Origin of the sequence: Ciceribacter azotifigens (genome assembly GCF_048159625.1) — a bacterium.
Taxonomy (GTDB): Bacteria; Pseudomonadota; Alphaproteobacteria; order Rhizobiales; family Rhizobiaceae; genus Allorhizobium; species Allorhizobium azotifigens.
Genome location: NZ_JBLQTA010000005.1, coordinates 226,119 through 246,810 on the forward strand (window position 1 = coordinate 226,119; position 20,692 = coordinate 246,810).

Below are 20,692 nucleotides of genomic sequence, written 5' to 3' on the forward strand. Positions count from 1 at the left end.
ACACCGGGAACCAGAACGCAAGCGAGACATACGAACTGAAAAGCCCCGGAGATCACTCTCCGGGGCTTCGTTTTTCCAAACTGCAAGATTGGTTATCCTTCGAAGACGACCAGCAAATCCTTGGCGTCGATCTGGTCTCCTGCCCGCACCAGCACCTCGGCGACGACGCCGTCCCGGTCGGCATGGATCGCCGTCTCCATCTTCATCGCTTCGATGGACAGCAGAACATCGCCGGCCTTGACCTTGTGGCCGGACGAAACGGCAACCGTCGAAACGACCCCAGGCATCGGCGCTCCGATATGGGCCGGATTACCCGCTTCCGTCTTGCGACGAACGGCGCCGGCTGCGGCTCCGTGAGTACGGTCCGGCACCTTGATGCGGCGCGGTTGCCCGTTGAGCTCGAAGAAGACGGTAACCATTCCCTTGTCGTTGGCGATGCCGATCGCCTGATTGACGATGACCAGTGTCTTCCCCTTCTCCAGATCGACGAAGAGCTCCTCGCCGGCCGGCAGGCCGTAGAAATAGTTCGGCGTGGGGATGACTGATACCGGGCCATAGGTCTCGGCGGCGAGTGCGTAGTCTGTGAAGACCTTCGGATACATCAGATAGGATGCAAGCTCGAAATCGGTGACCTTGCGCTCGAGCTTTTCCTCGATCGCGGCACGTTCGGCCTCGATGTCCGTTTCGGCGAGAAGCGAACCGGGACGCACGGTGTAGGGTTTTTCGCCCTTCAGCACCTTCTTCTGCAAGCCTTCCGGCCATCCGAGCGGTGGCTGCCCCAGATCGCCCCTCAGCATGGACACGACCGACTCCGGGAAAGAAACATCCTTCTCCGGATTGACCACGTCCTCCACCGCGAGGTCCTGGCTGACCATCATCAGTGCCATATCACCGACGACCTTGGAGGATGGCGTCACCTTCACGATATCTCCGAACATCTGGTTGGCATCGGCGTAGGCCTGCGCCACCTCATGCCAACGCGTCTCGAGACCGAGCGAGCGGGCCTGCTCCTTGAGGTTCGTGAATTGTCCCCCCGGCATCTCGTGCAGGTAAACTTCTGAGGCAGGTCCCTTGAGATCGCTCTCGAAGGCGGCGTACTGATTGCGAACTGCTTCCCAGTAGAAGGATATGCGGCGGATCCAGTAGGGGTCGAGTTCAGGGTCTCGCTCCGAGCCGCGCAGAGCCTCGACGATCGAGCCGAGGCAGGGCTGCGAGGTGTTGCCGGAAAGCGCATCCATCGCCGCATCGACGGCATCGACACCCGCATCCACGGCGGCAAGAACGGTCGCGGCGGAAATCCCCGAGGTGTCATGAGTATGGAAATGGATGGGCAGGCTCGTCGCCTCGCGGAGGGCCTTGAACAGGATCTTGGCCGCAGCGGGCTTGAGGAGCCCCGCCATATCCTTGACGGCGATGATATGGGCGCCCGCCTTCTCGAGCTCTGCTGCAAGCGCAGTGTAGTATTTGAGATCGTACTTCGCGCGCGCCTCGTTCAGGATATCGCCGGTATAGCAGATCGCGGCCTCGCAGAGCTTGTTCTCCTCGGCAACGGCATCCATCGCAACGCGCATGTTGTCTACCCAGTTCAGGCAGTCAAAGACGCGGAAAAGGTCGATGCCACCTGCCGCGGCCTGGCGGACGAAGTATTTTACGACGTTATCGGAATAGTTCTTGTAGCCGACGCCGTTAGCGCCGCGCAGCAGCATCTGCAACAGCAGGTTCGGGGCACCCTCACGGATGAGCGCCAGACGCTCCCATGGGTCCTCGGTCAGAAAACGCATCGAGACATCGAAGGTCGCGCCACCCCAGCACTCCAGCGAAAGGAGGTTCGGCAACGCACGGGCGTAGGTACCGGCCACACGGGCGATGTCGAAAGTGCGCATGCGGGTTGCAAGCAGCGACTGGTGGCCATCGCGCATCGTCGTGTCGGTCACGAGGACACGCTTCTGGTCGCGCATCCATGCCGCAAACTCCACCGGGCCCAGTCTGTCGAGCAACTGCTTCGTGCCGTCTGGAACCTCCCCTTCGATGAACGGCACAACTGGATCGGCCGCGTCCTCGGGGGGGCGCGGACGGCCTTTGACTTCCGGATGACCATTTACCGTAACGTCGGCGAGATACGTCAGCAGCTTGGTTGCACGGTCCTGGCGCTTCACCTGTGCGAAAAGTTCGGGCGTCGAGTCGATGAAGCGAGTCGTATAGCTATTGTCTCGGAATTTCGGATGGCCGATGATCGCTTCGAGAAAGGTGAGGTTCGTCGCCACGCCACGGATGCGGAATTCGCGCAACGCGCGGTCCATCCGTCGGATAGCCTCTTCGGGCGTTGGCGCCCAGGCGGTCACCTTTTCCAAGAGCGGATCGTAGTAGCGCGTGATGACGGCCCCCGAATAGGCGGTGCCGCCATCCAGGCGAATACCGAAGCCGGTCGCTCCGCGATAGGCCGTAATGCGGCCGTAGTCGGGGATGAAGTTCTGCTCCGGATCTTCGGTGGTGATCCGGCACTGCAGCGCATGCCCATTGAGACGGATATCTTCCTGCTTCGGAACGCCGGATTCGGGCGTGCCGATTGCATGCCCGTCGAGGATATGGATCTGTGCCTTGACGATATCGATCCCGGTCACCGCCTCCGTCACCGTATGCTCGACCTGGATGCGCGGGTTGACCTCGATAAAGTAGAACTTGCCGGTGTCGGCATCCATCAGATACTCGACGGTACCGGCACCGACGTAATTGGTCGCACGGGCGATCCTCAGCGAATACTCGGCGAGCTCCTGGCGCTGGGCCGCGGTCAGATAGGGTGCCGGAGCGCGCTCGACGACCTTCTGGTTGCGGCGCTGGATGGAGCAATCACGTTCGTAGAGATGCACCGCATTGCCGTACGTATCGCCGAGGATCTGGCTTTCAACGTGGCGGGCGTTCTCGACCAGCTTTTCGAGATAGACCTCATCCTTGCCGAAGGCTGCCTTGGCTTCGCGCTTGGCCTCGGTCACTTCGCGGGCGAGGTCCTTGGGATCGCGGATGGCGCGCATCCCGCGCCCGCCGCCACCCCAGGAGGCCTTCAACATCACCGGATAGCCGATCTCTTCGGCCATGCGGGCGACCTCTGCCATGTCGTCGGGCAGCGGCTCGGTCGCCGGCACCACCGGCACGCCGACGCTGATTGCAAGATTGCGGGCTGCAACCTTGTTGCCCAGCTGGCGCATGGTGTCGGCCTTAGGTCCGATAAAAGTAATGCCTGCAGCATTGCAGGCATCGACGAATTCCGGACTTTCGGAAAGGAGGCCATAACCAGGATGGATCGCGTCGGCTCCCGAAAGCTTGGCGACACGGATGATTTCATCGATGGAGAGGTAACTCTCGATGGGGCCGAGATCACGGGCAAGATGCGGGCCGCGCCCGACCTGATAACTCTCGTCCGCCTTGAAACGATGCAGGGAAAGCTTGTCTTCCTCGGCCCAGATCGCGACTGTTTTCAGTCCCAGTTCATTCGCCGCACGGAAAACGCGGATGGCGATCTCGGATCGGTTGGCAACAAGAATCTTGGAAATGGTCAAATCGGTCTCCTCAGTCGATCGGCCACGGGCATGCTGCACCGCGAAATCTCCTTATCCTGTTGTCACAGGAAGTTCAATTTGTCCGACCGACTGGGGGAAAAATATGGCGTCTCAGGTTATCAGGCCGAGGCGGAACGCGAGCGCAACGACGTGCTGGCGATTCTTCGCATTCAGCTTGTCCTGAATGCCGTTCATGTACCAGTCCACCGTGTGGTTCGAGATCTTGAGAATCCGGCTGATGTCGTTTGAGGTGAGACCATCGGCCAGATAGTTCAGGACCTCCATTTCACGACGCGTCATCCGAGTTTCGACCTTGCTGACGGACTCGAGTTCGCCCGACTGGCGCCGCAGCTCCATTAGCCGCCAAAAGGCCTTTTTCGCAACGGCTTCGAACAGCGTCATCTCGACGGGTGAAAGCTCGACGGGTTTGCCGCCGACCGTCATGTTGCCGAGCAGGCCGTTACGGCCGTGGATCGGAAAGATATAGCCGTCTTCCAGCCCGAAGCGCTGAGAATCGGCCATCATGCGTTCCATGCGCTTGCGATGAGGGTCACCGCGGAAAACCGATATCGTATCGCGCCACCGGAAACCGCGTTGCGCCTGACCGAGGTATCGAACTGTCGGATCGATGAGGACATATTTCTTGGCGATGTACGTCTCCGGCCACCGCTCGGGCCAACGGCCCGCCAGCACCAGTCTCATCGGATTCTCGTTCGGTTTCGGTTGCCGGACGACCCCGTAGTAGTCGAACTGATAGTGGTTCAGCAGCTTCTCAAGCTCCGCCGTCAGATCCTCGGCATTCTTGCATTCGTCAGCCACAACCAGGAACTGAACGATCTGGTTTATGCTCATCTGTATCCCCTCTGACGCGCCGCGGCATCCATCTTCGGAATGCCTCCGGATATTTCCACGAGCTCTTGTGTCATGCGGTGAAGCTAGACTACCAGATTCGGTTAGGATGCCCTTAATTACGACATGCAAAATCTTGTCATGCAATCGAAAACTGGCTAGCGGAGACCCGCTGACTTATAGTGGTTCCTGCCGAAATTACGCCCGACAGGTCCGGTTATGCTGGGACGCACGGACGCGACCCGTTCGACGAAGCACCACAACGAACTTGCTTTGCCCGAAGGACGCGAACCACATGTATACGGCAACGCGCACGAATTGAGAGAACACCATTGTCTTTGTTTCAAGTCTATATAAAAGCGCTGCGATATCTCGCAACCTATCGGATGAAGGTCGCGCTGGTCGTCGTCGCCAACATCATCCTGGCCGTCATAACGATCGTGGAACCGGTGCTTTTCGGACGAATCGTCGACGCGATTTCGGAAAAGCGAGATGCCAGCAGTATCCTTATACTGTGGGGATGTTTCGGCGTATTCAACACCATCGCGTATGTGCTCGTTGCTCGCGAGGCTGATCGCCTGGCGCATGGTCGCCGTGCCGACCTTCTCACGGAAGCCTTCGGACGCATCATCTCGATGCCGCTGAATTGGCACCATCAACGCGGAACCTCCAACGCGCTCCACACCCTGCTTCGCGCAAGCGAGACACTGTTCGGACTCTGGCTCGAGTTCATGCGCACACACCTTGCGACAGCCGTTGCGCTTGCGCTTCTGCTTCCGACGGCACTCTCGATGGACTTCCGCCTGACAATCGTGCTGGTGGTTCTGGGTGTGCTTTACATGATCATCGGCAAGACGGTGATGAACCGCACGAAAGAGGGCCAAGCTTCGGTCGAGAGGCATTATCACACCGTCTTCTCACATGTGAGCGATGCCATCAGCAACGTCTCGGTCGTACACAGCTACAACCGTATCGAAGCCGAAACACGGGCGCTGAAGCAATACGCCGAACAACTGCTGGCCGCCCAATACCCAGTCCTCGACTGGTGGGCAATTGCCAGTGCCCTGAACCGCATTGCCTCGACCATCTCCATGCTGCTCATCCTCGTCGTCGGGACGATTCTCGTCCAGGCGGGCGAACTGAAGGTCGGCGATATCATCGCCTTCACCGGTTTCGCGGGACTTCTGATCGGACGTCTGGATCAGATGCGCGCCTTCGCCACGCAAATCTTTGAAGCCCGAGCAAAGCTGGAAGATTTTTACCAACTCGAAGACTCTGTCCAGGAGCGCGAAGAACCCGCCGGTGCCGGTGAACTTACCGATGTTCGGGGCGACGTCGAGTTCCGAAACGTGTCTTTCGATTTCGCCAACACTACCCAAGGCGTCCACGACATTTCCTTCAAAGTGAAGGCCGGACAGACGATCGCCATCGTCGGCCCGACCGGAGCCGGCAAGACGACGCTGATCAACCTTCTTCAGCGCGTGCATGAACCGCAGGCCGGGAAGATCTTCATCGACGGGGTCGATATTTCCACCGTCACCCGCAAGTCCCTGCGCCACTCGATTGCGACGGTGTTCCAGGACGCAGGCCTGCTCAACCGTTCGATCAGCGAGAACATCCGAATCGGGCGTGAGGATGCGACCGACGAGGACGTCCTGAAGGCGGCGGAGGCAGCGGCGGCGGCCGAATTCATCGACAGCCGCCTAGCAGGCTACACCACCCAGGTCGGCGAGCGCGGCAACCGCCTGTCTGGCGGTGAGCGCCAGCGAATCGCGATCGCGCGCGCGATCCTCAAGAACGCGCCGATTCTCGTGCTTGACGAGGCGACGAGTGCGCTCGACGTCGAGACCGAAGCGCGCGTAAAGGCTGCCATCGACCGACTGCGCAAGGACAGGACGACCTTCATCATCGCGCACAGGCTTTCCACGGTTCGCGAAGCCGACATCGTTCTCTTCCTCGACCACGGCAGAATCGTCGAAAAGGGTGGATACGACGAACTGAGCGCCGGCGGCGGCCGCTTTGCCGCGCTGCTGAAAACCAGTGGCCTGCTGACAGAAGAAAAGAACGTCTGACACGCCGGAAAGCGACGACTGCCGGCCCGCCGGACAACAGGTTTCCCAGGGAGAGCGACTTGCAGGATTATTCTTTTGATCTGACCGGCCGGACGGCACTTGTCACCGGGTCCTCGCGTGGCCTTGGTTATGCCATCGCCCGGGCGCTCGGCCATGCCGGCGCATCCCTCGTCATCAACGGGACCAACACGGCGCGCATCGAGGAAAGCGCCGACAGTCTGAGAGCCGACGGCCTTTCCGTCAGGACTGCCGCCTTCGACGTGACAAACGAGAAGTCGGTGGTCGAGGCATTCACGACGCTGGACGCCGAGGGACTGAAGGTCGACATCCTTGTAAACAATGCCGGCATCCAGCTTCGAAAGCCGATGATCGATCTGTCACTCGAAGAGTGGCGCTCGGTCATCGACACCAATCTTACAAGCGCCTTCATCGTCGGGCGCGAGGCGGCCAGACGCATGATTCCGCGTGGACGCGGCAAGATCATCAACATCGGCTCGCTGATGAGCGGCCTCGCACGGCCCACCATAGCGCCCTATACGGCCGCCAAAGGCGGTATCAAGATGCTGACGCAGGCGATGACCGCCGAATGGGCCGCACACGGTATCCAGGCCAACGCGATCGGTCCGGGCTACATGCTGACCGATATGAATCAAGCCCTGACCTCCGATCCCCAGTTCGACGCGTGGGTGAAGGCGCGCACTCCGTCCCGGCGATGGGGTAAGCCCGAGGAACTCGTCGGCACGGCGATCTTTCTCGCCTCCTCCGCCTCCGATTATGTCAACGGCCAGATCATCTACGTCGACGGCGGTATGAGCGCGGTCATCTAAAGGCGGCGGAGGACGCTGGCCTCCGCCGGAGAAGGTCAATGATTATGCCGCGGCAGCTTCTCGGCCAGCTTCCGGAAGTCCGGCGCCCCTTCGATCACCGCGCCGTCGGACAGCTGGGTCACCGTCTGGCGGTAGATCATCTGCCAGGGGGTTGCGTCCGCAGGCACCGCGGGCAGGCCTTCCGTCTTGCGTCTTGCGATCTCGGCTTCGTCCACCAACGCATCGCAGCGGCCATTGTTGAAATCGATGCGGATGACATCGCCATTCCTGAGCCAGGAGAGCCCGCCACCCGCCGCACTTTCCGGAGAGGCATTCAGGATCGACGGACTGTCGGCCGTTCCGGACTGACGTCCGTCGCCGATCGTCGGCAGGCTCATGATGCCGCGCTTGAGGAGAGCATCCGGCGGCTGCATGTTGACGACCTCGGCCGAACCCGGCCAACCGCGTGGTCCCGCGCCGCGAATGACCAGAATGGTTTTCTCGTCAATTCCGAGCTCGGGATTGTTGATGTTGCGGTGGTAGTCTTCGGATCCGTCGAACACTACCGCCTTTCCTTCGAATACGCCTTCTCGTCCCGACTCACGAAGATAGCGGGCGCGAAATTCCTCCGAAACGACGCTCATCTTCATGATCGCGAAGTCGAAGAGGTTGCCTTTGAGGACGAGGAAACCGGCGCGCTCCTTGAGCGGCGCGTCGAACGGGCGGATCACCTCGCGGTCACACGCCTCCTTTCCTTCAAGATTTTCCGCCATCGTCTTGCCGGTCACCGTCGGACAGCCGCCGTCCAGCTTGCCGGCTTTCAGGAGCTCCCACATGACGGCGGGGACCCCGCCTGCGCGATGGAACCGTTCGCCGAGATAGGCGCCGGCGGGCTGAACGTTCGCGAGAAGCGGGACGTCATAACCGTAAACCTGCCAGTCTTCCGGATGGAGCTCCACACCTGCGTGCTTCGCCATCGCCGCAAGATGCGGCTGTGCGTTCGTCGAACCACCGATCGCCGAATTGACGCGAATGGCGTTGAGAAAGGCCTCACGAGTGAGAATGTCGGAGGGTTTCACGTCGTCGAGCACGAGTTCGACGGCGCGGCGCCCTGTCCGGTACGCCATTTGCCCACGTTCGCGGTAAGCCGCGGGAATGGCCGCACAACCGGTCAACGACATGCCGAGTGCCTCGGCCATTGCGTTCATGGTCGAGGCTGTCCCCATCGTATTGCAGTGGCCGACGGAAGGCGCGGAATCGAGCGCTGTCTCCAGAAACTCCTCGCGCGTTATCTCGCCCGCCGCATATTTGCGCCGCGAGCGCCAGATCACGGTGCCCGAGCCGACGAGATCACCGTCATGCCAGCCATCGAGCATCGGTCCGCCGGATAGCACAATAGCCGGGATATCGACGGTCGAAGCCGCCATAAGGGAAGAGGGCGTGGTCTTGTCGCATCCCGTCGTCAGGACGACCCCGTCCAACGGATACCCGTAGAGGATTTCGACGAGGCCGAGATAGGCAAGGTTGCGATCAAGCGCTGCCGTCGGACGCTTGCAGTTTTCGAACAGGGGGTGTGTCGGAAACTCGATCGGAATGCCCCCGGCATCACGAATGCCGTCCCGGACGCGTCGGGCCAATTCGAGATGGTGGCGATTGCAGGGATTGAGATCGCTGCCGCTCTGGGCGATCCCGATGATCGGTTTTCCGGACCTGAGTTCCTCCGGGGTGATACCGTAGTTCATGAAACGCTCGAGGTAGAGCGCCGTCATGTCCGCGTGATCCGGGTTGTCGAACCAATCCTGCGAGCGCAATCTGCGCCGCATGTTCCTGTCGTCAGTCATCGTCATCACCTTATGCCTTTTGCCCATTCAACCGTTCGAGGTGGAGAAGCAAGGCACTGTGATCCTGCTCTCCACCGCCGCCGGCGACAAACTCGGAAAAGTCGCTCCGGACCTGCTCCGTCAGCGGCAGATCGAGCGAATACTGCTCGGCCATTGAAGCCACGGCGTCCAGGTCCTTCAATTGCAGTCTGGAAGGTCCGCCTGGTTTGAAGTCACGGGCGATCATCCGGCCACCGTGCAGTTCCAGGATCCGGCTTTCGGCAAATCCTCCGCGTATTGCCTCCCGGAACTTCTCCCGCGAGGCACCACCAGCCTCAACCAGTACCATGGCCTCAGCCACCGCTCCGATCGTGATCGCAACGATCTGCTGGTTGGCAAGCTTGCAGATTTGCCCCGCGCCGCTCGGACCGACATGGGTTACCCGACCGAGCGCGGCAAAGACAGCCGAAAGACGCTCGACGACCGCCGCGTCCCCCCCGGCCATGATCGCCAAGGTGCCGGCCTCTGCTCCGACGACGCCCCCGGACACGGGCGCATCGAGATGGTGTATCCCGCGCACTGAAAGCCGCGCTGCGTGGTCCTTCGCGATCGGCGGAGCGATCGAACTCGTATCGACCAGAACGGTGCCGGGCCGAAGGGCGTCGGCGCAACCTGACGTGAAGACAACGTCCTCGACCGCCTTGCCGTCACTCAACATCGTGAACACGACCTCGGCACCCCGCACGGCATCCGCCGGCGTCGCAGCGACGTCTGCCCCTGCCGGACGCAGGGCTTCCGCTTTCGACGTGTCCCGATTCCAGACCGTCACTTTGAAGCCGGCACCGAGCAGGCGTCGGGCCATCGGCGCTCCCATCAGACCCGTTCCGAGAAATGCGATGCGCGAAGGCCGATCCTGGCTGGTGTCGCTCACAGCTTTCCTCCCATTTCGTCTTCGATGTGAACGCGAATGATCTCATCGAACGACTTTTCGGCAACAAAGCCAAGAGCTGTCGCGCGCTTGGCCTCGAAGCCCGGCGCCCAGCCGGCAACCATCTTCATGATCATCTCGTCCGGTTCTCGCCGGATAAGCCCGACCGCCTTGTCGCCGGCAACGCGCCGGAGTGCCTCGATTTGCTCGCCGACGGTCGCACTCAGTCCTGGCATGGAGAGGTTCCGTCGCGGGCCGACCTTTTCGAGGTCGATCGTCGCACCATGAACAAGGAAGCCCACTGCCGAACGCGGCGAGGCGTGCCAGTGGCGAACATCCTCACTGACCGGCAGAATGGCCTCCTGCCCGGCCAGCGGCTCGCGCAGAATGCTCGAAAAGAAGCCGGAGGCAGCCTTGTTCGGCTTCCCAGGCCGGATGCATATCGTCGGCAGCCGTATTCCGATTCCGTCAAAAAAGCCGCGGCGGCTGAAATCCGCCAGCAACAGCTCACAAATCGCCTTCTGCGTTCCGTAGCTGGTGAGCGGCGTCGTGTGGAAATCGTCAGGAATCGGATAGGGCAAAGGCGCGCCGAAGACGGCGATCGACGATGTGAAGACGACGCGCGGCCGATAACCGTCCTCGTTGTTGATCTCCCGAATCGCATCGAAGAGATAACGGGTGCCATCGAGATTGATGCGATAACCCTTGTCGAAGTCGAGTTCCGCTTCACCGGAGACGATTGCCGCAAGGTGGAAGATGACGTCGGGCCGGCCGGCTACAAGCCTGCGCGCCGTACCTGACGCTGAGAGGTCAGCAATCTCGGCCACGACAGTGCCGCCATACCCCACGGGCGCCTCCGGCTGCACCACATCCACCAAGGTCATCGCCTCGACCGGATGACCTCCGAGGTGGCCCGATGCAGCGAGATGCCCTGCCAGCTTGCGTCCGACCATGCCTGCTGCGCCAATAATGAGGACGTGCATGAAACCTCTCCTCCAGGGCGCACCGGATCGCCCGCGAAATTATGTTGTAAGGTTGTCTGATAACCTTATATGGTTCGTTTGAGAATAGACGATTTAACGCCCCGATCCAGACCCGAAGACCGTGAAAGCGTGAAAATGCACAGCCCCCACACTACAGCCGATCTGCAGGCTGCTCTCCGTGCCCGCCTGGGCGATGCCGCGGTCCTCACCGAGGCGGCCGCAATGCTGCCCTATTGCCGCGATTGGCACGGCGACGTCACGAGCAACGCCGTCGCTGTCCTGCGCCCCCGCTCAACCGGCGAGGTCTGCGACGCCGTCCGCACCTGCCGGGAACTCGGCCTTTCGATCGTTCCGCAAGGCGGCAACACCGGGCTGGTTCTGGGCGCGATCTCGGACCGACCGGAAACTCAGGTGATCCTCAGTCTGGAGCGGATGAAGGCCGTGCGCTCGCTCGACCCTGACGACTTCTCCATGATCGTCGAAGCTGGATGCATTCTTGCCGAAATCAAGGAGATTGCTGCCTCGAAGGGGATGTTCTTTCCTCTCGCGCTCGGAGCACAGGGGAGCTGCCGGATCGGCGGCAACGTCTCGACCAATGCCGGCGGCATAAACGTTCTGCGCTACGGGATGACGCGGGAACTGGTACTCGGCCTTGAGGTCGTGTTGCCGGACGGAACGGTCTTCGACGCCCTCTCCACGCTCAGGAAGGACAACCGCGGAATCGATCTCAAGCAATTGTTCATTGGTGCTGAAGGCACGCTGGGCATTGTCACCGCCGTCGCTCTTAAGCTGACACCGTTTCCGGATCGGGTGGCCACGGCCCTGCTCGGGTTGAACTCGCTTGAAGACGTTATGCGACTGTATCGTCGCGCACGGCGAGATTGCTGTGATCTCATGTCCGCCTTCGAGTTCATGCCTCCTATTGCCTTCACACTCGCCCGGGAGGCCATGCCCGATCTCGCAATGCCGATCGGCGGAAACTGCCCCGTCTACGTATTGATGGAGATCTCCGGCTCGGGCCTCGTCGACATCGACGACCTGATGCAGCGTTTCCTGGAGAATGTGCTGGAAGACGGGCTGGTGCTCGATGGTGTGATCGCCGCGTCAGCCGCCCAGGCGCGCAACCTGTGGCTCTTCCGGGAGGGAATGAATGAGGGTCAGGCGCGACGCGGAACGCATTTACGCACCGATATTTCGGTGCAGCTATCGCGCCTTCCCGACTTCGTGAGGGAAGCCGAGGCAGCTGTCGCGGCTAACACACCGGATTGCACCTGCGTGTCATACGGTCACGTCGGCGACGGCAACGTGCATATGAACGTCCTTCCGCCCGCAGGCTTGCCGGCTGCCGAACGATCGAACCGCATCCACGCAGCCAAGAAGGTGATCAACACCGTGCTCGATCGCTATCATGGCAGCATCAGCGCCGAACACGGCATCGGTCGGCTGAAGCGCATCGACTTCGAGGAACGGCTGCCCCATGTTCAGCGCCACTTGCTGACCGCAGTCAAGAAGGCGATTGACCCGAGAAGGGTCATGAATCCGGGATGCCAATTGAATTTGAAGGAATTATCGTAGAATAAGCGAGGGTTGTTCGAGAGGCAGTGTTTTCCATGGCGATAGACTTCGGCCAGATCAGGCGAAGCGAGCATCTACCGGCGCGAATTGCGAGCCACATTACACGCGAGATCGGTGAGGGTCGCATCAAACCGGGCGACAAGCTGCCGACCGAGCACATTCTGGCCAAGGCCTTCGGCGTCAGTCGATCGGTGGTGCGCGAGGCGATCGCACAACTGCGAAACGAAGGGCTCGTTGAAACCCGTCAGGGCGTCGGCGCCTTCGTGCGGGATATGCATGCGCGGCCGACGATCCGGATCGAGCAGGAGGAACTCGTCGACCGCGAGAGTTTCCGCAGCCTGTTCCAGCTCCGCATGCCGCTCGAAATCGAGGCCGCGAGCCTTGCCGCCGTTCACCACGACACCGAGGACATGAAGCAACTTAACGCGGCGCTGGACCAGATGACCGGGGCGGAAAAATGGACAGAGCAAGGCATCGTTGCCGATCTCGCCTTCCATCGCGCTGTCGCCGCCGCGACCCATAACGAATATTTCCCGCTCTTCATCGGCTTTATCGCCGAACGGATCAGTCACGCGATCAACGCGGCACGCGCAGCGGCCGTGCTTGAGGAAATTGTCGAGGCGACAATCGCCGAGCACGTCGTGATCCGCGACGCCGTCGCACTGCGTGATCCTCTGAAAGCACGCGACGCAATGCGCCAGCACCTGCTCGGCGCCGCATCCCGGCTCGATCTCACGCTCGAGACCTTCTAGCGGCTGGGAGCGGTAGCTTCACACGGCAGATCAAGGAAGCTCCGCCGGTAGGCCGTGCCGCGATCGGAGCGGGTAATTTTCCTGCCTTCCGCTTCTTTCGACGCTGGACATGAGCAACACGGAGTAATAGAAAATCAGCGGTAATGTTGTCTGACATCCTGACAATACGGCAACGAGCCCGCTTCTGGGCGAGCTTTTGAAACGGAAAGCTGGGGGAGGAACAAGGATGAACAATGATCGTATCCTTCGCGCGGAGACCATCCTGCCTGAGGAGGCCGATGCCCTGCTGGTCGGTCGCGTATGGTCGAATGCCGCCGGCGGCCCCTGCCCCGTCCTCGTCTCGAACAACCGAATCCTGTCTCTGACGTCGCTGGCAGCCACCATGGCGACACTGCTCGACGCTGAAGATCTGATTGCGAGATTGCGCGAGCCGAACGCCTTCCCCGACCTCGGATCGCTCGACGATTTCCTATCTGGTCGAGCAGGGACTCTGCTCGCGCCCGTCGACCTGCAGGCAGTCAAGGCCGCAGGGGTGACCTTTGCCGACAGCATGCTCGAGCGCGTGATCGAGGAGCAAGCCAAGGGCGACCCACTTCGCGCTCAGGAAATCCGCTCACGCCTCGCACCGGTTCTCGGAGACAGCCTGCGTGGTCTCGTTGCGGGCTCGCCACAGGCTGCGAGCGTGAAGGCTCTGCTTCAGGAGATGGGTCTGTGGTCACAGTATCTCGAGGTCGGCATAGGACCCGATGCCGAAATCTTCACCAAGGCCCAGCCGATGTCTGCGGTGGGCTGCGGCGCGCTCGTCGGCCTTCATCCGATCTCCTCCTGGAATAATCCGGAACCCGAGGTCGTTCTCGCCGTTCGGGCCGACGGGCGGATCGTCGGCGCAACACTCGGCAACGACGTCAACCTGCGCGACGTCGAGGGACGGTCGGCACTTCTGCTCGGGAAGGCCAAGGACAATAACGCCTCCTGTGCGATCGGACCGTTCATCCGCCTGTTCGACCAAGCTTTCACGCTCGATGACCTGCGGCGCGTGAAGGTATCACTCACGGTAAAGGGCGAAGACGGCTTCCAGATGTCAGGTGAAAGCCCGATGGAAGCAATAAGCCGGTCCCCCGAGAACCTGGTGTCCCAGATGCTGAACCGCAGCCACCAGTACCCGGACGGCGCGGTACTCTTCCTCGGCACCATGTTCGCACCTGTGAAGGACCGCCACGGCGCTGGCCTCGGCTTTACCCACGAGATCGGTGACCGCGTCGAAATTTCGACACCCAAGCTCGGCCGCTTGGTGAATTGGGTGGAACGCAGCGACGCCTGTCCGGAATGGACGTTCGGCACAACCGCCTTGATCCGCAATCTGGCTGCCCGCGGCCTTCTGGACAGGGTTTGAGGGCGATGCAGAAGATAATCGATACGTTCTATCGCGTCCTGGAAGTGCTGCTGATCTTCTTTCTGTCGGCGATGGCGGTGATGGTCTTCGTCAACGTGGTCATGCGGTATGGCTTCAATTCCGGCCTCAACGTTTCCGACGAACTCTCGCGCTATTTCTTCGTCTGGCTGACTTTCGTCGGCGCCGTCGTGGCATTTCGCGAGCACGCCCATCTCGGCGTTGAGACTCTCGTCGTGCTGTTCGGCCGCAAAGGCCGGATCATCTGCATGATCCTCTCGAACATCGTCATTATCGCGGTATCGGCAATCTTCTTCTGGGGCACCTGGAAACAGGCACCTATCAATGCCAGCATGACCTCACCGGTCACCAAACTGCCGATGATCTGGGTTTACGGAATCGGCTTTTTCACCGGCGCCGGCGTCGTGTTGATCGCGCTCGAACGCCTTTTCCGCCTGCTGACAGGCCGTGTCACCGAGGAAGAGATCTCCGCCTTCGTCGGAGAAAACATGTCGCTTGAGCATTTGTCGGAGCGCGCCTGATGACCTTGCTCGTCTTCATTGTCTCTCTGCTCGGCGCCATGGCGGTCGGCGTCCCGGTGGCCTTCGCATTGATGTTCTGCGGCGTCGTGCTCATGTGGTTCATGGGCATGTTCAACACCCAGATCATCGCCCAGAACATGATCGCCGGCGCAGATACCTTCACCCTGCTCGCCATTCCATTCTTCATTCTCGCCGGTGAGCTGATGAATGCCGGCGGGCTGTCGCGGCGCATCATCGATTTCGCCATCGCCTGCGTCGGTCATATCCGCGGCGGCCTCGGCATTGTCGCCATCATGGCGGCGGTCATCATGGCCAGTATCTCCGGTTCTGCCGCCGCAGACACGGCAGCGCTTGCGGCCATCCTCATTCCGATGATGGCAAAGGCCGGCTACAACGTCCCGCGCTCCGCCGGCCTCATTGCCGCCGGCGGCGTCATTGCTCCGGTCATCCCGCCGTCGATGGCTTTCATCGTCTTCGGCGTCTCGGCCAATGTCTCGATCACGCAGCTGTTCATGGCGGGTATCGTCCCCGGGCTGATGATGGGCATCGCGCTGGTCGTCACCTGGCTGCTCGTGGTGCGCAAGGACAAGATCGAGGCCCTGCCGCGCGCTCCGATGAAGGAACGCGTTGGTGCGACGGGCCGGGCGCTCTGGGCACTCGGCATGCCGGTCATCATTCTCGGCGGCATCAAGGCCGGCATCGTGACACCGACGGAAGCGGCCGTGGTCGCGGCCGCCTATGCCCTCTTCGTCGGCATGTTTATCTACCGGGAACTGTCGCCTAGAGAGCTGCCGCATGTCATTCTTCAGGCAGCCAAGACGACGGCCGTCATCATGTTCCTAGTATGTGCTGCGCTCGTCTCGGCGTGGCTAATTACAGCGGCGAACATTCCGGCCGAAATTACCGGTTATATCGAGCCCCTCATCGATCGCCCGATCCTGCTGATGATCGTCATCATGCTCGTCGTGCTGGTCGTCGGTACCGCACTCGACCTGACCCCCACCATCCTGATCCTGACGCCCGTTCTGATGCCGATCATCAAGCAGGCGGGGATCGATCCGGTCTATTTCGGGGTGCTGTTCATCATGAATACCTGCATCGGGCTGCTGACCCCGCCTGTCGGTGTCGTGCTGAACGTCGTCAGCGGCGTCGGACGCGTGCCGCTCGGCAAGGTGACGATCGGCGTCGCACCCTTCCTGCTCGCGCAGGTCATCGTTCTCTTCGCCCTCGTCGTGTTTCCGGATCTCGTCATCGTACCGGCCCGATGGCTGCACTGACTGCGGCCGAGACTTGCCACTTCATCTAACTCAATGGGAGGATACCATGAGAAGACTGCTACTTGCCACAACTGCCATCGCATTCGCATGCTCTGCCGCCGCGCCGGCATTCGCCGAATATAACGACCGCAATATTCGCGTTTCCAACGGGATCAATGCCGACCACCCGGTCGGGAACGGCATCGAAGCGATGCAGAAGTGCCTCGATGAGAAGTCCGGCGGCAAATTGAAACTGACCGCCTTCTGGGGCGGCGCGCTCGGCGGCGACCTTCAGGCGACCCAGGCCCTGCGCTCGGGCGTTCAGGAAGCCGTCGTCACCTCGTCCTCGCCGCTGGTCGGCATCGTGCCGGCTCTCGGCGTGTTCGACTTGCCATTCCTGTTCGCCAGCGCTGATGAGGCCTACAAGGTTCTCGACGGCGACTTCGGCACGCAGATGAACAAGAAGCTCGAAGAAGCAGGCCTCATCAACCTCGCCTACTGGGAAAACGGCTTCCGCAACCTGTCGAACTCCGTTCGCCCGGTCACCAAGTGGGAAGACTTCGAGGGCATGAAGGTTCGCGTCATGCAGAACAACATCTTCCTCGACACCTTCCAGAACCTCGGTGCCAATGCCACTCCGATGGCCTTCGGCGAAGTGTTCTCGGCGCTGGAAACCAAGGCGATCGACGCGCAGGAAAACCCCTATGTGACGATCGACACGTCGAAGTTCTACGAAGTGCAGAAGTACGTCACCGAGACCAACCACGCCTACACGCCGTTCCTGTTCCTGTTCTCCAAGGCGATCTTTGACACCTATGCGCCGGAAGAACAGGCAGCGCTTCGTGATTGCGCTGTCGTCGGCCGTGACGAAGAGCGCAAGGTCATCCAGGACCTGAACAAGAAGTCGCTGGAGAAGATCAAGGCCGCCGGTCTCGAGGTCAACACCCTGTCTGCCGAGGAACAGGCTCGCATTCGCGAGAAGTCCATGGTGGTCTATGAAAAGCACAAGGCCGAGATCGGCGCCGACGTCGTCGACGGCATTCTGGCCAAGCTGGCGGAGATCCGCAAGTAAGCGGCTCCCCGACCGACAGAAAGGCGGCCGTGCTCCTTCACGGCCGCTCTCCAGACGGAAAAGCCCACGGCGGTTGTCGTGGGCTTTTTGTCATCCGGGCGTCCGGGGTTGCCAGCGCGCATGAAAAAGGGCCGCGTCGTCGCCGCGGCCCTTTCGTCACCCGTCAATCCCTCCGTCGATAGGATCAGGGCACGTCGAGCGGGCGATCGGGTTGGCGCCGCTTCAACTGCTGTTCGCGGAAGAAGATGAACATACCGGAGCCGACGATCAAGGCGGCGCCCAGCAACATGGTCAGGCGGGGAACGTCGCCGAAGAACATCCAGCCGAACAGGATCGCCCAGAGCAGCAGCGTGTATTGCAGCGGCGCGACGGTCGCTGCATCCGAGATCTTCAGTGCGCGGTTGACCAGCATGTGGGCACCCATGGCGACGACGCCGAGCAGTCCGAGCAGGGCAACTTCGGCAACCGAGGTCAGCGGCGTCCAGTCGAAAGGCGCAAACACCAGCCCGGCAAGTCCGGCCCCGCCGACCTGGAACAGGACCAGCGTCTTGTCGGGCGTGCCGCGGAGGCTGCGGCCCGAAAGCAGCATGAAGGCGAAGGCAAAGGTACCGAGAATGGAGATGATCGCCGGCATGGTGAACATGGCGCTCGAGGGCTCGAGTGTGATGATGACGCCGACGAAGCCGATGAAGATCGCGCTCCAGCGGCGCCAGCCGACCTTTTCGCCGAGCAGCAGCGGCGAGGCGGCGGCGACGTAGATCGGTGCTGCCAGCCAGTAGGTCATCACGTCGGCAAGCGGCAGGTACATGACCGCGTAGTAGAAGCAGAACACTTCCATGGTCGAGAAGACGACGCGCGCGAACTGCATGAGCGGTCGCTCGGCCTCGACGATCGGCTTCTTTCCGGCGCGCCAGAGGAACGGCGCGAGAATAAGAAGGGCGGCGATGCTGCGGATCAGGATGACCTGGCCGAGGCCGTAACTGGCGACGAGCCATTTGCCCATGGCATCATTCAGCGCGAACATCAGCATGCCGAGCAGCATGACCGCGGGGCCAGCCATGGCACGGTATCGGCTGCCGCCCAAGGCTGTTTCAGTCGTCTGTGTCATTGGTTTCTTCTTCCGTCTGGTTCGTACGTCGTTCAGATGCTGGACGCGTCGGAGATGCGGCGGGAGACCGCGAAGGCCCGCTCGAGTTCGGGATTGAGTTCCATGCCGAGACCCGGGCCTGGCGGAACCGTAATCATGCCGTTCTTCACCTCGGGGAGGGCGGTCACCAGATCCCGGTACCACGTGCGGTAGAAGGCGCGCACGCTTTCCTGCACCAGCGCATTGGGTGCGTTGAGCGACAGATGCGTCGAGGCGCACAGCACCACCGGGCCGGTGCAGTCGTGCGGCGCGACCGGCAGATGCCAGGCCTCGGCCATGGCGGCGATCTTTCGCGCTTCCGACAGGCCGCCGCACCAGGAAATGTCGAGCATGACGACGCCGGCAGCGCCGGTCTCCAGGTAATCGCGAAAGGCCCAGCGCGAGCCGAGGGTTTCAGACGCGGAGATCGGCGCCGGCGAAACCTCGGCATAACGCTTGAGGCTGGACAGGCTATCCATCTTGATCGGATCTTCGTGCCAGAAGGTCTGGAACGGCGTGAGCGCCTTGGCGATCTGCATGGCCGGCAGGAGCTGCCACATGGAGTGGAACTCGACCATGATGTCCATCTTGTCGCCGACGGCGGCGCGAATCTTCTCGAACGGCTGCAGCGCCTGTTTCAGATCCGCCATGGAGATGTATTGGCCCCGCGACTTCTCGGCGGCGGCGTCGAACGGCCAGATCTTCATCGCCGTGATGCCGTCCTCGAGCAGCGAATGGGCCAGTTCGTCGGCGCGGTGGAGGAAGCCGTTCAGGTCGTCGTAGTCGCGTCCCTCGGAAAGCCCGTAATTTGCAGTCGTCTGCCCGCTCGTCTTCTTGATGTACTCGGTTCCGGCACAGGTGTTGTAAGTGCGGATCTCCCGCCTCGTGAAGCCTCCGAGCAACTGTGCGATCGGCTGACCTGTCGCCTTGCCGAATATATCCCAGAGCGCGATATCGAAGGCGGAATTGCCCCGTACTTCGGCACCCGAGGAGCGAAAGCCGAGATACCCGACGAGATCGGCTGCAAGCCGATCGATTTCCAGCGGGTCGCGACCGATTACCCGGGGCGCGATGTATTCATGCACGTAGCTTTCAACGGTTTCCGCACCGAAGAAGGTCTCCCCCAGGCCCGTGATGCCTTCGTCCGTGTGAACCAAAAGCCAAAGCAGATTGGCGCGCTCGGCCACGCGCACCGTTTCGAGTGCCGTTATCTTCATAAGTTTTCCTCAAATCAGTCCGGCAATCAGAAGCGCCTTTGTGCTGTCGTCGAAGTGCCGGTTCATGGGATCAACGGCGATCCTCGGATCGCCGGCGGCGATTGCCTCGGCCAGTTCCACATGCAGGCGGGCCACGGTCCGCCGATCCTCGTCGCGCGCCCGGCTGCGCCAGCCGATAGGCCAGGTTTCGCGCATCACCCCGCGGAAGGCTCCAACGACCAGTGCAAAAACCGGATTGCGCGACGCTCGTGCGATGGCCAGATGGAAAGCGATGTCGTGTTCCATGACCAAGGAAGGCTCGTCGAAATCCTGTTCCATGGCCCGGGCGTGGGTGAGTATCTCGTGCGCTTCTGCATCGGTACGGCGAAGCGACGCCAACGCGGCCGTGCGACCTTCAATGGTTCGACGGGCATCATAGATGTGCTGTACGCCGATCTGATCGGTAGTGACGCCGTGCGCCATCATCATGGCCATCATCTCGTCGTCGAGTTGCGCAACGGCCGGACGCTTCCCGGCTCCGAGATCGACCAGACGAAGGGCCGCGAGCGAACGAAGAGCCTCCCGGATAACCGTGCGGGAGACGTGAAGTTCTCTGGTAAGCACGGATTCTGCCGGAAGACGATCGCCGGGCTTCAACGCGTTCTCCCGGATGAACCGGGTGATCGCCGTCATCGTGACAGCAACAAAGTCACCGGATGATGCCGCGGCCGGTTGCAAGGTGGCACCCTGATCCACATGAGTCTCCTACGT

General features: G+C 61.3%; 16 protein-coding genes. 8 read left to right on the forward strand and 8 right to left on the reverse strand.

The window, feature by feature from the left end; genetic code table 11:
* Positions 1-92 precede the first annotated feature (92 nt).
* Together pyc and ACM6UT_RS10440 are read right to left on the reverse strand one after the other, a co-directional pair.
* Positions 93-3,554 carry a pyruvate carboxylase gene (gene pyc / locus ACM6UT_RS10435; protein ID WP_416797263.1) on the reverse strand — a complete coding sequence of 1,154 codons (3,462 nt, stop codon included), beginning with the start codon at positions 3,552-3,554 and terminating at the stop codon, positions 93-95.
* 111 nt (positions 3,555-3,665) lie between these two features.
* On the reverse strand, positions 3,666-4,406 hold the full coding sequence (locus ACM6UT_RS10440; RefSeq protein WP_378143164.1) for a LuxR family transcriptional regulator: 741 nt from the start codon (positions 4,404-4,406) through the stop codon (positions 3,666-3,668).
* Positions 4,407-4,735: 329 nt separating this feature from the next.
* On the opposite strand from ACM6UT_RS10440, the gene ACM6UT_RS10445 reads away from it, so the two are divergent.
* On the forward strand, positions 4,736-6,475 hold the full coding sequence (locus tag ACM6UT_RS10445; RefSeq protein ID WP_416797264.1) for a glucan ABC transporter ATP-binding protein/ permease: 1,740 nt from the start codon (positions 4,736-4,738) through the stop codon (positions 6,473-6,475).
* Between the two features lie 59 nt (positions 6,476-6,534).
* Complete coding sequence (locus tag ACM6UT_RS10450; RefSeq protein WP_416797265.1) at positions 6,535-7,302, forward strand: SDR family oxidoreductase; 768 nt, start codon at positions 6,535-6,537, stop codon at positions 7,300-7,302.
* Between the two features lie 35 nt (positions 7,303-7,337).
* Here the strand turns inward: ACM6UT_RS10450 and ACM6UT_RS10455 are convergent, their stop codons facing one another.
* Genes ACM6UT_RS10455 through denD form a run of 3 tightly spaced genes read right to left on the reverse strand, consistent with a single transcriptional unit; the run spans position 7,338 to position 11,012 of the window.
* Positions 7,338-9,122, reverse strand: a complete 1,785-nt coding sequence (locus ACM6UT_RS10455) for an IlvD/Edd family dehydratase (protein WP_416797266.1) — start codon at positions 9,120-9,122, stop codon at positions 7,338-7,340.
* A 10-nt stretch (positions 9,123-9,132) separates the two neighbouring features.
* Complete coding sequence (locus ACM6UT_RS10460) at positions 9,133-10,032, reverse strand: NAD(P)-dependent oxidoreductase (RefSeq protein WP_416797267.1); 900 nt, start codon at positions 10,030-10,032, stop codon at positions 9,133-9,135.
* Positions 10,029-11,012 (reverse strand): D-erythronate dehydrogenase, encoded by a 984-nt coding sequence (denD, locus tag ACM6UT_RS10465; RefSeq protein ID WP_416797268.1) that lies wholly within the window; start codon positions 11,010-11,012, stop codon positions 10,029-10,031. The genes ACM6UT_RS10460 and denD overlap by 4 nt, the downstream gene beginning before the upstream one ends.
* A 135-nt stretch (positions 11,013-11,147) precedes the next feature.
* On the opposite strand from denD, the gene ACM6UT_RS10470 reads away from it, so the two are divergent.
* From ACM6UT_RS10470 to ACM6UT_RS10495, 6 genes are all read left to right on the forward strand, one after another.
* Positions 11,148-12,587: an FAD-binding oxidoreductase gene (locus ACM6UT_RS10470; protein WP_416797269.1), complete on the forward strand. Its 1,440-nt coding sequence runs from the start codon at positions 11,148-11,150 to the stop codon at positions 12,585-12,587.
* A 35-nt stretch (positions 12,588-12,622) separates the two neighbouring features.
* Complete coding sequence (locus tag ACM6UT_RS10475; RefSeq protein ID WP_416797270.1) at positions 12,623-13,339, forward strand: FadR/GntR family transcriptional regulator; 717 nt, start codon at positions 12,623-12,625, stop codon at positions 13,337-13,339.
* Between the two features lie 226 nt (positions 13,340-13,565).
* Positions 13,566-14,732 (forward strand): fumarylacetoacetate hydrolase family protein, encoded by a 1,167-nt coding sequence (locus tag ACM6UT_RS10480; protein WP_416797271.1) that lies wholly within the window; start codon positions 13,566-13,568, stop codon positions 14,730-14,732.
* A 5-nt stretch (positions 14,733-14,737) separates the two neighbouring features.
* Positions 14,738-15,271, forward strand: a complete 534-nt coding sequence (locus ACM6UT_RS10485) for a TRAP transporter small permease (protein WP_416797272.1) — start codon at positions 14,738-14,740, stop codon at positions 15,269-15,271.
* Positions 15,271-16,548, forward strand: coding sequence for a TRAP transporter large permease (locus tag ACM6UT_RS10490; RefSeq protein WP_416797273.1), 1,278 nt, complete (start codon positions 15,271-15,273; stop codon positions 16,546-16,548). The genes ACM6UT_RS10485 and ACM6UT_RS10490 overlap by 1 nt, the downstream gene beginning before the upstream one ends.
* 46 nt (positions 16,549-16,594) lie before the next feature.
* Positions 16,595-17,599 carry a TRAP transporter substrate-binding protein gene (locus ACM6UT_RS10495; protein WP_416797274.1) on the forward strand — a complete coding sequence of 335 codons (1,005 nt, stop codon included), beginning with the start codon at positions 16,595-16,597 and terminating at the stop codon, positions 17,597-17,599.
* A 184-nt stretch (positions 17,600-17,783) separates the two neighbouring features.
* Here the strand turns inward: ACM6UT_RS10495 and ACM6UT_RS10500 are convergent, their stop codons facing one another.
* Genes ACM6UT_RS10500 through ACM6UT_RS10510 form a run of 3 tightly spaced genes read right to left on the reverse strand, consistent with a single transcriptional unit; the run spans position 17,784 to position 20,659 of the window.
* A complete protein-coding gene (locus ACM6UT_RS10500) occupies positions 17,784-18,707 on the reverse strand; it encodes a DMT family transporter (protein ID WP_416797275.1) in 924 nt (307 codons plus the stop codon).
* 32 nt (positions 18,708-18,739) lie between these two features.
* Positions 18,740-19,942 (reverse strand): mandelate racemase/muconate lactonizing enzyme family protein, encoded by a 1,203-nt coding sequence (locus tag ACM6UT_RS10505; RefSeq protein WP_416797276.1) that lies wholly within the window; start codon positions 19,940-19,942, stop codon positions 18,740-18,742.
* A gap of 9 nt (positions 19,943-19,951) precedes the next feature.
* Complete coding sequence (locus ACM6UT_RS10510) at positions 19,952-20,659, reverse strand: FadR/GntR family transcriptional regulator (RefSeq protein WP_416797334.1); 708 nt, start codon at positions 20,657-20,659, stop codon at positions 19,952-19,954.
* Positions 20,660-20,692 lie beyond the last annotated feature (33 nt).

What these genes read in the sequence shown, in the direction of transcription:
- ACM6UT_RS10495 (WP_416797274.1), top strand. Translation starts at nt 16,595, where the DNA reads ATGAGAAGACTGCTACTTGCCACAACTGCCATCGCATTCGCATGCTCT.
- ACM6UT_RS10480 (WP_416797271.1), top strand. Translation starts at nt 13,566, where the DNA reads ATGAACAATGATCGTATCCTTCGCGCGGAGACCATCCTGCCTGAGGAG.
- ACM6UT_RS10440 (WP_378143164.1), bottom strand. Translation starts at nt 4,406, where the DNA reads ATGAGCATAAACCAGATCGTTCAGTTCCTGGTTGTGGCTGACGAATGC.
- ACM6UT_RS10490 (WP_416797273.1), top strand. Translation starts at nt 15,271, where the DNA reads ATGACCTTGCTCGTCTTCATTGTCTCTCTGCTCGGCGCCATGGCGGTC.
- ACM6UT_RS10475 (WP_416797270.1), top strand. Translation starts at nt 12,623, where the DNA reads ATGGCGATAGACTTCGGCCAGATCAGGCGAAGCGAGCATCTACCGGCG.
- denD (WP_416797268.1), bottom strand. Translation starts at nt 11,012, where the DNA reads ATGCACGTCCTCATTATTGGCGCAGCAGGCATGGTCGGACGCAAGCTG.
- ACM6UT_RS10500 (WP_416797275.1), bottom strand. Translation starts at nt 18,707, where the DNA reads ATGACACAGACGACTGAAACAGCCTTGGGCGGCAGCCGATACCGTGCC.
- ACM6UT_RS10470 (WP_416797269.1), top strand. Translation starts at nt 11,148, where the DNA reads ATGCACAGCCCCCACACTACAGCCGATCTGCAGGCTGCTCTCCGTGCC.
- ACM6UT_RS10485 (WP_416797272.1), top strand. Translation starts at nt 14,738, where the DNA reads ATGCAGAAGATAATCGATACGTTCTATCGCGTCCTGGAAGTGCTGCTG.
- ACM6UT_RS10505 (WP_416797276.1), bottom strand. Translation starts at nt 19,942, where the DNA reads ATGAAGATAACGGCACTCGAAACGGTGCGCGTGGCCGAGCGCGCCAAT.
- ACM6UT_RS10455 (WP_416797266.1), bottom strand. Translation starts at nt 9,122, where the DNA reads ATGACTGACGACAGGAACATGCGGCGCAGATTGCGCTCGCAGGATTGG.